Source organism: Bradyrhizobium sp. 62, from assembly GCF_023073035.1.
Lineage (GTDB): Bacteria > Pseudomonadota > Alphaproteobacteria > Rhizobiales > Xanthobacteraceae > Bradyrhizobium.
Genome location: NZ_JADPIT010000002.1, coordinates 120213 through 132268 on the forward strand (window position 1 = coordinate 120213; position 12056 = coordinate 132268).

At 65.1% G+C, this 12056-nt stretch carries 13 protein-coding genes; 5 read left to right on the forward strand and 8 right to left on the reverse strand.

What is annotated here, in order from left to right:
* Positions 1-165 precede the first annotated feature (165 nt).
* Complete coding sequence (locus tag IVB47_RS00620; RefSeq protein WP_027567813.1) at positions 166-1017, reverse strand: LysR family transcriptional regulator; 852 nt, start codon at positions 1015-1017, stop codon at positions 166-168.
* Between the two features lie 104 nt (positions 1018-1121).
* Between IVB47_RS00620 and IVB47_RS00625 the strand changes: the two genes are divergently transcribed.
* On the forward strand, positions 1122-2114 hold the full coding sequence (locus tag IVB47_RS00625) for a zinc-dependent alcohol dehydrogenase family protein (RefSeq protein ID WP_247459327.1): 993 nt from the start codon (positions 1122-1124) through the stop codon (positions 2112-2114).
* 79 nt (positions 2115-2193) lie between these two features.
* On the opposite strand, the gene IVB47_RS00630 is transcribed toward IVB47_RS00625, so the two are convergent.
* Positions 2194-2475, reverse strand: a complete 282-nt coding sequence (locus IVB47_RS00630) for a hypothetical protein (protein WP_027567811.1) — start codon at positions 2473-2475, stop codon at positions 2194-2196.
* Between the two features lie 302 nt (positions 2476-2777).
* Positions 2778-3851 carry a hypothetical protein gene (locus IVB47_RS00635; protein WP_247287127.1) on the reverse strand — a complete coding sequence of 358 codons (1074 nt, stop codon included), beginning with the start codon at positions 3849-3851 and terminating at the stop codon, positions 2778-2780.
* Between the two features lie 242 nt (positions 3852-4093).
* On the opposite strand from IVB47_RS00635, the gene IVB47_RS00640 reads away from it, so the two are divergent.
* Entirely contained in the window at positions 4094-5134 is a 1041-nt protein-coding gene (locus IVB47_RS00640) for a patatin-like phospholipase family protein (RefSeq protein ID WP_247459330.1), read from the forward strand.
* Here the strand turns inward: IVB47_RS00640 and IVB47_RS00645 are convergent, their stop codons facing one another.
* Positions 5135-5563 (reverse strand): CBS domain-containing protein, encoded by a 429-nt coding sequence (locus IVB47_RS00645; protein WP_007611784.1) that lies wholly within the window; start codon positions 5561-5563, stop codon positions 5135-5137.
* 189 nt (positions 5564-5752) lie between these two features.
* On the reverse strand, positions 5753-6529 hold the full coding sequence (locus tag IVB47_RS00650) for a rhomboid family intramembrane serine protease (protein WP_247362199.1): 777 nt from the start codon (positions 6527-6529) through the stop codon (positions 5753-5755).
* A 525-nt stretch (positions 6530-7054) separates the two neighbouring features.
* Here IVB47_RS00650 and IVB47_RS00655 point away from each other — a divergent pair.
* The gene (locus IVB47_RS00655) at positions 7055-7609 is read left to right on the forward strand and encodes a PAS domain-containing protein (protein ID WP_247459332.1); all 555 of its coding nucleotides are present in this window, start codon (positions 7055-7057) and stop codon (positions 7607-7609) included.
* A 13-nt stretch (positions 7610-7622) separates the two neighbouring features.
* On the opposite strand, the gene IVB47_RS00660 is transcribed toward IVB47_RS00655, so the two are convergent.
* A complete protein-coding gene (locus IVB47_RS00660) occupies positions 7623-8012 on the reverse strand; it encodes a hypothetical protein (protein WP_027567806.1) in 390 nt (129 codons plus the stop codon).
* Between the two features lie 146 nt (positions 8013-8158).
* On the opposite strand from IVB47_RS00660, the gene IVB47_RS00665 reads away from it, so the two are divergent.
* Entirely contained in the window at positions 8159-8662 is a 504-nt protein-coding gene (locus IVB47_RS00665; RefSeq protein ID WP_247459537.1) for a GNAT family N-acetyltransferase, read from the forward strand.
* Positions 8663-8694: 32 nt separating this feature from the next.
* Here IVB47_RS00665 and IVB47_RS00670 read toward each other — a convergent pair whose 3' ends face one another.
* A complete protein-coding gene (locus tag IVB47_RS00670) occupies positions 8695-10680 on the reverse strand; it encodes a DEAD/DEAH box helicase (protein WP_247362791.1) in 1986 nt (661 codons plus the stop codon).
* Positions 10681-11143: 463 nt separating this feature from the next.
* On the opposite strand from IVB47_RS00670, the gene IVB47_RS00675 reads away from it, so the two are divergent.
* The gene (locus IVB47_RS00675; protein ID WP_247459334.1) at positions 11144-11497 is read left to right on the forward strand and encodes a cupin domain-containing protein; all 354 of its coding nucleotides are present in this window, start codon (positions 11144-11146) and stop codon (positions 11495-11497) included.
* 17 nt (positions 11498-11514) lie between these two features.
* On the opposite strand, the gene IVB47_RS00680 is transcribed toward IVB47_RS00675, so the two are convergent.
* Entirely contained in the window at positions 11515-12027 is a 513-nt protein-coding gene (locus IVB47_RS00680; RefSeq protein WP_247459336.1) for a hypothetical protein, read from the reverse strand.
* Between the last annotated feature and the right edge of the window lie 29 nt (positions 12028-12056).

Genomic DNA, 12056 nt, shown 5'->3' on the forward strand with positions numbered 1-12056 from the left:
CGGAATATTTTTGAAGTTAGGAATTGACCGACAGCTTGGGTGTTTTGCCTGACGGGCGCCGCAAGGTTTTGTAAGCCGGATGATCCCAGCACAATCCGGCTCGCGCCGCACCTGTCCCGGGGTATTGCTGCGAACGCCCTGGTCACAGCAGGGTATCAAAAGCAATCACCCTGCCAATCGATCGATCACGAGATCGAGCAGCGCGCGCAGGCGAGCGAGGCGCCTGAGATCGCGGTGATAGCCGACATAGGTGTCGCGGCCGGGTGGCGTCGCGCCGATGTCGAGCGCGACCAGCCGGCGGTCGCGGTCGCCGAGGGGACGCGGCAGCACTGCCAGCCCGCCGCCGCTCGCGCAAAGCTCCGCCTGCGCCTGCCTATTATTGCTGCGCGAGGCGATTTGCATATTCGGCAGCGTGCGCTTCAACCAGAGGGCATCGGGCATGTCGGCGAATTCGGCGTTCATGGTCACAACACGGATACCGCTTCCGTCGCCGGCGCGTGGCGGCTTGCTGCCTTTCTTGCCGTAGAGAGCGTAGGGAATATGGAGCAGCTTCCGGGAGATCACTTCAGGCTCGTCGAACGGTTTGATGCGGAAGACGAGATCAGCCTCGCGGCGCGGCAGACTGTAGAGGCGCGCATCGGTCAGAAGCTCGACGGTCACCTTGGGATGGCGCTTGCCGAACGCGGCAATCAGCGGCGAGAGTATCACCGTCCCGAACCAGTCCGACGACGACAGACGCAGCAAGCCATCGAGCTGCGTCTCCGCGCCGGATGCACGCCGCTCCAAGGCGAGCGCCTCCTCTTCAATCCGCTCGGCATGGCGCAGCACAGCTGTGCCCTCGTCGGTCAGCACGAAGCCATCCGCCGTGCGCTGGAACAGCGTTTGTCCGAGCGACTTTTCGAGCGCACGAAGTCTCCGTCCCATCGTCGGCTGGGTCTGGCCGATCTTCCGTGCGGCCGCGCCGAGAGTGCCTTCGCGCGCAACCGCCAGGAAGATGCGCAGATCGCTCCAGTCCACCGGAAGCCTCCTCATACAAAAACGCACGACAATCGTACATTCTCATTCCTTCCCATGCAAAAAATCATGGGCATATTGGAGGCCGACAACGGAGCAAGACGATCATGACGAGACAATCGACGATGCGCGCGGCCGTCCTGGAGACCCACAACGCGCCGCTGCGCCCCTCAACCGTCCCCACGCCCGAGATCGGTCCGCGCGAGGTGCTGGTGCGACTCCGCGCGAGCGGGATCAATCCGCTCGACACCAAGATCCATGCGGGCGCGGCGGCGCATGCGCGCCATCCGCTGCCTGCAATCCTCGGGCTGGATCTCGCCGGCGTGATCGAACAGACCGGTCGTGACGTCTCGCGGTTCAACCGGGGCGACGAGGTCTATGGCATGACGGGAGGCGTCGGCGGTGTGCAGGGATCGCTCGCCGAATTCGCCGCTGTCGACGCCGACCTGCTGGCGTTGAAGCCTGCCAATCTCAGCATGCGGGAGGCAGCCGCCCTGCCCCTCATCTTCATCACGGCCTGGGAAGGACTGATCGACCGCGCGGCGCTGAAGGCCGGACAAAAGGTGTTGATCCATGGCGGCGCAGGCGGCGTTGGGCACATGGCAATCCAGATCGCGCGCGCGTTCGGGGCAGAAATGTTCGCGACCGGCTCGGCATCGCAGCGCGCCACCATCGAAGGCTTTGGCGCGACCTTCATCGATCGCGATACCGCCATCGCGACTTATGTTGCAGAGCATACGGGCGGCCGCGGCTTCGACGTCGTCTACGACACCGTCGGCGGTCAGGTACTCGACGCTTCCTTCGAAGCCGTGCGCCGCTTCGGCCATGTCGTGAGCGCGCTCGGATGGGGCTCGCACGCGCTTGCGCCGCTCTCGTTCCGCGCAGCCACCTATTCCGGCGTGTTCACGCTGCTGCCGCTGCTCTCAGGGGAAGGCCGCGCGCATCACGGAGTGATCATGGCGGAAGCCACGCGCCTGGTTGAGGCCGGCAAGCTCTTGCCGACGCTCGATGCCCGGCACTTCACACTGGAGAACGTCGGCGATGCCTATGCGCTGATCCGCGATCACGCGACGCAGGGCAAGCTCGTTGTGGACATCTGACGGCGCTCGCAGAGAAGTCTAGTCGCCGGATGAAGCGAAGCGCAAGCCGGGCTGCGGAGACCCGCACGCGCTGAGGCGACTAGTCCTCGCTGGACGTCGCCAAGCGGTTGCGCAGATGGGCCTGCGACAACAGAAAGAACAATGCGCGCTCGCCATGATATTTGGCGGACGGCCGGGTGCGCTCGAAGCCATCGGCGAATTTCTTGCCGGATTGGTCGCACACCTGCCACCGCCAGCCGAACCGCTTACGCCTGGTGAGGATCACTTCGAACATGCCGACGAGCTTGGTCCCCTGCTCCTTGCCGGTCTCGCAGACGCACGAGCCTGCTCCGGCCTCCTCCGTTGGAGGGATGCCCGACATATAACGCAGCAGGATGGAAAGCGAATAAAATTGATTATCGGAAATAGGTATCTTGCACCGGCTGTGAGGAAGTCGCGGCGCCGCTGGAATAAGCCGGGGGTGCCGGTGTTTGTCGGTCCTGCCTGGTAGCGCTGACAAAGCTATTCAAATCGCAACACCAAACGGAGCAGCGGAGAGCATCCGCTTTCCCACGTGACGAGGACTGGCGGTAATAAGATATGGGAGATCCGTGCGCTGAATGAGACGTGTTCGCCAGACACGAAGACCAGCGTCAGGCCGCATGCGGTATCACCGCTCAAGCACTACCGCGCGACGACTTCCACTTCGCCGTCGACGCCGTTGACGACGTTGAACCCGCGCTCGTAGACCTTGCCCTCGTTCTTGGCGATGGCGCGGTATTCGCCTTCCGAGAGCACGACGCGCGGGAAGGCGCCGATCGATTCCTTGATGACGTCGCCGCCCGGGGTCAGCACCGACCAGGCGGTGTTGGCGAGCGCCTCGCCGCCCCTGTCGCTGACCAGCTTGAGCGTGATGACGGCGGCGCGGTGGGTGATGGTGACGTCGGTGAGCTTGCTGGCCTGAACGCGGATGTCCGAGCGCACCACCGAATTGGCATCGCCGTAATTCGAGATGATGTAGTAGGTGCCCTCCGGCAGCAGCACGACGTCACCGGCGGCGACGTTCGGCACCAGGGAGGCGCGCTCGCCGGATTCGAACTGGCTGCCCTTGTAAATCGCGAACGAGATCTGGTTCTGCGGAATGCGGCTGGTGCCGACGCGGCCCTCGATGCGCAAGCCGCCGGCGGGCAGCACGAAGGACTCGCGGTCGGTCTCGGCCTTCAGGCTGACGGTGCGCACCGCGCTGACGAGGCCAAAGGCGACATGCACGACGTAATTGCCGGGCGGCAGCACGATGTTCGGCGTGGCATTGCGGTCCTCGCGGATCAGCTTGAAGGTGCCGTTCTCGTCGGGACGATCGGCAAACACGCGCCAGACCAGGCCGCTGGTGATCGGGGGGGTGTCCTTGCCGTATTTCGCCGTCAGTGACAGCACGCCCTGCCCGGGCACGGCCGCGTTGAGCGGCGCGGCGGACGGCACGGTCGTGACCGCGGGCGGCGGCATGCTGGGCGTGGTCGGCTGCAACAGGGTCGGCGGCAGGCTCGGCGGTCCGGCACCCGGGCCGGAGGGCGGCGCCAGACTGACCGCGCCGCCGGGATCGGGCACCGATGCGGGCGGCACCGGCGGTGGACGATCGGAGAAAAGCTGCGCCTGCGCAGCATTTTGGCCAAGGGCATAGAGGCAGGCAGCAAGGATCAGCGCCGGCAGCAGCGATGCGCTGCGCCGCCATCCGATGATGCCGTCACCCCCGAGAGTCATGCCACCTGCTTTTCACCGAAAACGCGGCAAATTCAAGCCTCCGAAACCCCGAGAAATACGGCCCGACACGGCTTTTGGAACCCGGTTGACGCCTGCGTGATTACCCCAGGGGCAACCGCGCCTCGCCATACTCCTGCCCCGTGCCCTTCCCAAACCGGCATAAACCATGCTTCGGCCCGGTTCTGGCGGAGCGCGACTGCGGTGCCTAGTCTGATGGCGGGTCCCGGCGTAGGAGAGTTTCGGTGCTGGACATATTGAAGGGTCGGGGTTCGAACAGCGACAAGGTCGCCGAGAAAGTCGGCCTGGGCAGCATCCGCCGGCCGGTCATCGGCCTTGCGCTTGGCGGCGGCGCGGCGCGCGGCTTCGCCCATATCGGCATTATCCGGACCCTGCTCGCCAACGGAATCGTGCCTGACGTCGTGGTCGGCACCTCGATCGGCGCGGTGGTCGGCGGCCTCTATGCGGCCGGCCGGCTCGATACGCTGGAAGAATGGGGCCGCAGCCTGCAAGGGATGCGCAACATTCTCGGCTACCTCGACATCCGCCTCAACGGCTCCGGCCTGATCGGCGGCGAGAAGCTGGCGACCCGGCTCGAGGCTGCCTGCGGCCAGAGCCAGATCGAGGACCTCCCGGTCAAGTTCGCCGCCGTCGCGACCGAGGTCCGCACCGGCCACGAGATCTGGCTGACGCGCGGCCGCGTGGTCGACGCGATGCGCGCCTCCTATGCGCTGCCCGGCATCTTCTCTCCGGTCCTGATCGGCGATCGCTGGCTGGTCGACGGCGCATTGGTGAACCCAGTGCCGGTCTCGGCCGCGCGCGCGCTCGGCGCGGAAATCGTCATCGCCGCAAACCTTTCCAGCGACATCTTCACCTATTCGACGACGGTCTATTCGCACGGCGCGATACCTGAACCGGTGATCCCCGCGGCCGAAGAGCCGGCGTCAAAGCGGCGCTTCCCGAGATTCTTCTCGCCTGAGAAGACGGTGAAGCGCGAGTTCTTCGGCGGCGGCAGCTCCCGGCCCGGCCTCTCTTCGGTGATGGTCGACGCCTTCAACATCATGCAGGACCGCATCACCCGGGCCCGCCTCGCCGGCGATCCGCCCGATATGCTGATCACACCGCGGATCGGTCAATTCGGCTGGTTCGATTTCCACCGCTCCGAGGACCTCATCGCCCTGGGCACGCGCGCGGCCGAGCGCGCGCTGGAGTCCATCCAGGAGGCAATCCACGAGCTGGCGCCCGCGCCGGAGGGCGCCGCGCCCAAAGCCGACCAGCAGGCCTGATCAGGCGGTCTTGATGTAGTCGCGCAGGGCTTCCTGCTCGGACTCGTATTCCTGCACCCGACGCTTGACGATGTCGCCGATCGAGATCAGGCCGACCACCTTGCCGTTGTCGACCACGGGCAGATGGCGGAACTTGCCGGTGGTCATCATCTCCATGAGCTCGGCGACCGTGTCGGTCTCCTTGCAGGTGACGACCTTGCGGGTCATGACCTGCGAGACCGGCTCCTCCAGTGCGCCGGCGCCGCGTTCGCCGATCACCCGCACGATGTCGCGCTCCGACAGGATGCCTTCCAGCCGGCTCTGGTTCATCACCAGCACCGCGCCGATCTTCTTCTCACCGAGCAATTTGACCGCGACCGCCAGCTTGGCGTCCGGCTCGACGCTCATGATCTGGTGGCCCTTGGTGTTGAGAATCGAACGTACCGTCATTGTCGCCTCCCTGAATCGAAACCGTCCGCTGTTCGCGGTCCGGACTTGTTCTTCGAGTCTTCAACTAACAGTTTCAGCGCCGGTTTCACGCTCAGGCGCTTTGCGAAGCATCGCCGCTAGCGGCCTGTCGCTTCGGAACATTCTTCTTGGGAATGATGGATGAATTCGGGCGGCGCCGCAAGCGCCGCTTCAAATACGGTCTGAAATGTCCTGTGATGACGCATCCGCAGCATCGCTTCGCGCGCGCGGCACGGGATCGAACAGCGTGAACAGCAACAGGCCGGCAAGGAAGCCGCCGATATGCGCCTGCCAGGCAACGCTCGTGGTCTCGCTATCGACGCCGATCGCGCCGACGCCGAAAACGATGTTGACGCCGAACCACACCGCGAGGAAACCGAGCACCCGCCCGTCGCGCAGCGCGCGCGACAGCGGCAGCGCCGGAACTCTTGCGGCGGTATCGGCATCCGATCGGCTGAAAGACAGGAAGCTGCCGCGAACGAAGGCGAAGCGGATCGCCGCCGCCATCGCGCCGGACACCGAGGCCGAGGCGCCGATCATCGGCGCCACCGCGTGCTCATGGGTGACGAGATGGGCGAGCGCGCCGGCCGCCGCCGTCACCGCCAGGAACAGGAAGAACCTGATGGCGCCAAAGCGCCGCGCCAGCGCGCTGCCGAACGGCAACAGCCACAGCACGTTGAAGCCGAGATGGGTGAGATTGGCGTGCAGCAGCGAATAAGTGACGAAGGTCCAGACCTTGGCGCCGGCCCCACCGGGAATCTCCAGATTGAGTAGCGAGGAATCGTAGCGCTTCGGGATGAAGCCGAAGACGTCGATTGTCCAGTTCTCGAGCTCCGGCGGCAGCAGCACCCGCAGATGGATCACCGCGAGCAGGAGGATATAGGCGGTCAGCGCGAACGGCAGCGTCAGGATCGGCTCGCGCGGAGCCTCCTCAACGACGGCCGGCACCTCCAGCGAAGCATCTCGCGACGGAGGATCTTGCGGCGGAGAATTTGGCGGGGAATCCAAGGCGGCTTCGCTTTCAGGCGCGATCGGAGCGACAGGCGTAACGACAGGCCTTGGAGATAGTCGCCTTTGCCCGCCCTGCGCAAGTGCACAAAAGGAAAAGGCAGGGCCCTGGGAAAGCCCTGCCTATCCGTGTCGGACTTCCGGTACCCAGAGAGACGGGAGTATCCCCACCCCTCCCCGCGGCCGGTGACCAAACTGTTTGACGCCTGTGTACAGGCCTCGCCGAGAACCTGGAGAAAAGCGGCGAAGCTTGCGACCGCGATCACCATAGCAGCGGGGCGGCGCACGGAAAGGGCATAGTTAATTTAACGTTAACGACGCAAAGGCAGCGCCGGGGACGCCGAAAACGCCGCTGCGGCATGGACGCTGCAAAGCCCCTCCTGCACAACAACACAGGGATCGCGGCTGCACTGAAGCGGGACAGGTTTGTCCCGCAAGGTTGCGCCCCGGGGTAAGCGTTCAGTCATGAAACATCCGTCGAGCCGCGAGTTCTTCGCATATTGGAACGAGAAGCGCGGCACTGCGCGGGCGCCAGACCGGGCTGATATCGATCCGGCCGCCGTGCGCGGCCTGCTCGGTGACATCTTCGTGCTGTCCTGCGAGCCCAATCTCGGCTTCCCGTTCCGCGTCGCGGGCACGCGCGTCTGCGCGCTCGCCGGGTGCGACCTCAAGGATTCGAGCTTCGCGGCGCTGTTCAACAAAGCCAGCCGCCGCGAGATCGAAGAGATCACGACCATCGTCGCCGACGAGAGCCTCGGCGCAATCGCCGGCGTCACCGCCACACGCGAGGACGGCAGCAAGGCCTATCTCGAGCTGCTGCTGCTGCCGTTCAACGCCCGCCCGCATACACCGGTGAGCGTGACAGGCGTGCTCGCGCCGTTCGACGACGAATGCGGCGCGCTGGGCCCGTTCGCCCTCACCTCCTGGCGCTATCTGCACCAGCCGGAAAAACTGCTGCCGCGCGCGATCCGCAAGCTGCAGATCGCACGCGGGCTGATGGTGTATGAGGGACTGCGCTAGCAGTGCACCCTACTCACGGCATCGCCAGATGCCAGGCGCCGTTCAGAAAGCCGTCGCCAGTGACGTCGCCGGGCTTGGTGTCCTTGGCGAAGGTGTAGAGCGGCTTGCCCTTGTAGGCCCATTGCTTGGAGCCGTCGTCGCGCGTGATGACGGTGTAGCCGTCGGCGGCGGCATCGCTCGCCTCGGCCTTCAGCACCGGCCAATTGGTCGCGCACGGACCATTGCAGGCCGACTTGCCGTCAGCATCCTTGTCGAAAGTATAGAGCGACATGCCCTTGGCGTCGGTGAGCACGTTGCCTTTGTCGGTCTTGCCGGTCTTGGTCGGCGGTGCCGCGAAAGCGGCGGGAATCATCGCCAGCGATATTGCGAGCGTGAGCGCGAGGCGGATCGAGGATGTCGTCATGGTCTCTCCTGTCATGCAATGGGCTTGCATGGGTAGGACGCCGCGCGAGCCGCCGTATTCCTGAGATGGCGGCAAGGATTTTTTTCGCTGCACGCATCGTCACATCGGAATAAACTGGAATGATGGAGACGGAACCACGGGTCGACATGAGCAAGCCGCATTGGCGTCCCGCGCACGCCTCCGATCTGCCGGCGATCAGCACGATCGCAGCGCGGATCCATCCTGATCTGCCTGAACGTCCCGAGGTGTTCGCGGAAAAGATGCGGCTCTATCCCGATGGCTGCCGCGTGCTTGCCACGGACGACGGGATCGTCGGCTACGGTCTCGCGCATCCCTGGATGCAGCACCGGATTCCGCCGCTCGACGGCTTGCTCGAGCAATTGCCCGGCGATGCGGACTGCCTCTATTTGCACGACGTCGCGGTGCTGCCCGACTTTCGCGGCGGCGTTGCGCGCGATTATGTGTTGGCGATCGAACAGCTCGCGCGCGCGTCAGGGCTCGCGACGCTCGCATTGGTGTCGGTCTACGCCACGCGGCCGCTGTGGGAGCGTCTCGGCTTTCGGCCCGTCAAGGCGGATGCGGAGCTGCGGGCAAAGCTTGCGACCTACGGCGACAGCGCAACCTACATGCTGCGCGACCTCGCTGCGTAACGCCCCTCCCCGGCGACGCCGGAAGGCGGCCGTCAGGTGCGATGCTTCTTTTTCGTCTTCGGCTTCTTTCCGGCGGCGCCCTTCTCAGACCACGACGTGACCGAGGGCTCGGCGTGGCCCGGCTTGTTCTTGTGCTTTTTCTTCTTTGCGAAGGAAGGAGCATCGTCGAATTTCGGTGTGCGCTCGCCGTACGGCTTTTCGTGCGGCTTGCCATGTGGCTTGCCTTGAGGTTTGCCTTGCGGCTTGAACCCGCTCGGCTCGCGCGCGCGGTCGCGATGATCGCTGTCGCCGCTGTCGCGCCGCGGCGCGTGGGACCGCTCTTCCGAAGCCGTTTGCCGCTGCGGCGCATCCGCCATCGGCTCGAGGCGGATATTGTCTTCCTTGTCCGGACGCTTGATCTTCACGGCGAAGGATTCCGCGACCCGCTCGGAAATTTCGAACTCGGTCGTGGTGTCCATGATCTTGATTGCGCCGATATCGTTCTTGTCGATGCCGCCACGACGGCAGATCATCGGCAACAGCCAGCGCGCTTCCGCATTCTTTTTTCGTCCGATGTTGGCCCGGAACCAGACGCTGCCATCCGCCATGCCATGCTTCGACGACGATTTTCCCGCTTTGGGTCGAGCCCTTTCGGGCCGATCGTCGCCACGCGAAGCGCGGACATCGTCGCGCGGTGCGCGCGTATCATTGCGGCCGCGATCCTCGCGCGGCCGGCTGCTCCGCTCGCCGGGATCCATAATGTCTTCGGGCGACGGCAGCCGCGCGCGATAGAGCCGTGCGAGTGAAGCGGCGATATCCTCAGCGGACCGCTCGGCCAATAGGGCCTGCGCCAGCGCCAGATCGTCGGCGGTGGTCTCTTCCGTGAACAGCACGTCCTTCATGCGCTCGTGATCGAGTTTGCGGATCTCATCCGGCTGCGGCGCCGTCCCCCAGACCGCGTCGATGCCCGAGACGTTGAGCAGCATTTCCGCACGCCGCCGCCGCACGGGCGGCACCAGCAGGATACTCGTCCCCTTGCGGCCCGCGCGGCCGGTGCGGCCGGAGCGATGCTGCATGACCTCGGCATCGTTGGGCAGGTCCGCATGAATGACGAGATCGAGGCTGGGCAGGTCGATGCCGCGGGCGGCGACGTCGGTCGCCACGCAGACGCGCGAACGTCCGTCCCGCAGCGACTGCAGCGCCGTGGTCCGCTCGTTCTGCGTCAATTCACCGGACAGAGCGACCACGGAGAAGCCGCGCTCCAGCAGCGCCGCCTGCAAATGCCGGACACCATCGCGCGTGCTGCAGAACACCAGCGCGCTCGGCGCCTCGTAGAAGCGCAACACGTTGACGACCGCGTGCTCGGCATCGCCGGGCGCGATCCGGATCGCGCGGTACTCGATATCGGCGTGACCGCCTTCGTCGCCAGCGACCTCGATCCGGAACGCCCGCTGCTGATACTGCTTGGCCAGCGCGACGATGCCGCGCGGGAATGTCGCTGAGAACATCAGGGTGCGGCGCGTGTCCGGCGTGGTCTTGAGGATGAACTCCATGTCCTCGCGAAAGCCGAGATTGAGCATCTCGTCGGCCTCGTCGAGCACGACCACCTTCAATTCCGAGATGTCGAGACGGCCGCGGCGCAAATGATCGCACAACCGGCCGGGCGTGCCGACGACGATATGAGCGCCGGCCGCAAGCTCGCGCTGTTCGCGCCTGGGATCCATGCCGCCGACGCAGGAGACGACGCGCCCACTCGCATGCTCGTACAGCCACGCCAGCTCGCGATGGACCTGCAGGGCAAGCTCGCGGGTCGGCGCCACGATCAGGGCGAGCGGTGCACCCGCCCGCTCGAACCGCTCGGCGTCGCCCAGCAGGTCCTTGGCCATCGCCAGCCCATAGGCCAGGGTCTTGCCGGAGCCGGTCTGGGCCGAAACCAAGAGGTCGCGGTCTGCGGCCTCGTCCGTGAGCACGGCGAGCTGAACGGGGGTCGGACGGTCGTAGTTGCGCTCGGCCAAAGCTCGGGCGAGCGGCGCACTCATGGTCGGAAAAGACACGGGATAAACCTTGGTTGGTCCAGGCGCGGAACGTCGAGCCGCGCGACCTGAAGCTGCGTAGGCGGCAAATGGTCCAGCCGCACGCGTGGTGATTTGATTTGGACGCTCTTTACGCCAAGTGCGGGCAAATCACCATGCCTATGACGCATGGCCTTGGTGATGCCGAGAATAAGCTTACTGGCCAGCTCGACCCACTACATCCAGCGTTTCCGGGCCGTTTTGCTGCATATAGCGGGACTTTGCGCCGAAGCAGAGGGTTTCGCGGCCACCCGGCTCAATTTCACACCATTGGGCGTGCCGAGATGTGCACATGACCTCTCTCGGTCGAACGGCTTGTGTGGCGACTGCACGCCTTGCGACGAGACCACAGCCGTCGAGACGCAAGTCTTGTCGCCCAAGCGCGTCGCCCCCAAATCGTGCCTAACGAGGAAGCAAAGAAGGGTGACACATGGCCGACGGCATATCGCTTGCCGACAAACTCGCGACTTTTGGGGATTTCTGGTCTCCGCGCACGATCACGACCTTCAACGACTGCGACGTGATGGTGGTGAAGGTGAAGGGAGAGTTCACCTGGCACAAGCACGACGACACCGACGATTTCTTTCTCGTCGTGAAAGGCAGCCTGAACATCGAATTGCGGGATCGCACGGTGACGCTCGGTCCGGTCGAACTCTATGTCGTGCCCAAAGGTGTTGAGCATCGCCCGGTCGCGCGCGAGGAAGTTCATCTCCTGCTGATCGAGCCAACCGGCACGCCGAACACGGGCGACAAGGCCACCGCCGCGGCCCGCAAGCTCGCATAGAGAGCGACGCGCGGGCCCTAATCCTTGGAGGTCACCAGCCTGCCGAATCCGCCGGCCAGCCTGGCTCTGGCCTGCGCAACAGTGTCCCTCGCCGCGCGGCCCAAGGCGCGGACCGCGCGCCAGGCTTCGGTCGCCTGCAGCCATGCCCTTACCTCGGTGACCTTCCCATAGGCCCAGGCGAAGGCTGGAATCCTCATCAGCTTGTCACGGGTGAGATGGAACAGGCGCTCGACCAGCACCAGCTTGAGCAGCTCGCCGATGATGAACGTCACCGCCCCACTCACGACCTGGCCGGTCGCCGCGAGATAGGCCGCCACGGGCTTGACCGGCTCCAGGATAATGACGGGCACGGAAAACAGGGCGAGCGAGCAGTAAGGGGACAGCGATCTGATCCAGCCGCGCAATCGCTTCAACTGGAGGTGCCGCCCGATCCAGCGCGAGATTGGCCTCGCCACAGCCATAAAGACCGCATCCACCAGGAAGTAGATGGCGGCCAGGATGTAACTGACGGGTTTCAGGATTCGCTTCACGATGAACTCTCCCGTGAACTGAAAGCCGA

Excerpts from the sequence above, each read along its gene's own strand:
- IVB47_RS00625 (WP_247459327.1), top strand. The coding sequence starts at position 1,122 with ATGACGAGACAATCGACGATGCGCGCGGCCGTCCTGGAGACCCACAAC.
- IVB47_RS00630 (WP_027567811.1), bottom strand. The coding sequence starts at position 2,475 with ATGTCGGGCATCCCTCCAACGGAGGAGGCCGGAGCAGGCTCGTGCGTC.
- IVB47_RS00635 (WP_247287127.1), bottom strand. The coding sequence starts at position 3,851 with ATGACTCTCGGGGGTGACGGCATCATCGGATGGCGGCGCAGCGCATCG.
- IVB47_RS00645 (WP_007611784.1), bottom strand. The coding sequence starts at position 5,563 with ATGACGGTACGTTCGATTCTCAACACCAAGGGCCACCAGATCATGAGC.
- IVB47_RS00655 (WP_247459332.1), top strand. The coding sequence starts at position 7,055 with ATGAAACATCCGTCGAGCCGCGAGTTCTTCGCATATTGGAACGAGAAG.
- IVB47_RS00660 (WP_027567806.1), bottom strand. The coding sequence starts at position 8,012 with ATGACGACATCCTCGATCCGCCTCGCGCTCACGCTCGCAATATCGCTG.
- IVB47_RS00665 (WP_247459537.1), top strand. The coding sequence starts at position 8,159 with ATGAGCAAGCCGCATTGGCGTCCCGCGCACGCCTCCGATCTGCCGGCG.
- IVB47_RS00670 (WP_247362791.1), bottom strand. The coding sequence starts at position 10,680 with ATGAGTGCGCCGCTCGCCCGAGCTTTGGCCGAGCGCAACTACGACCGT.
- IVB47_RS00675 (WP_247459334.1), top strand. The coding sequence starts at position 11,144 with ATGGCCGACGGCATATCGCTTGCCGACAAACTCGCGACTTTTGGGGAT.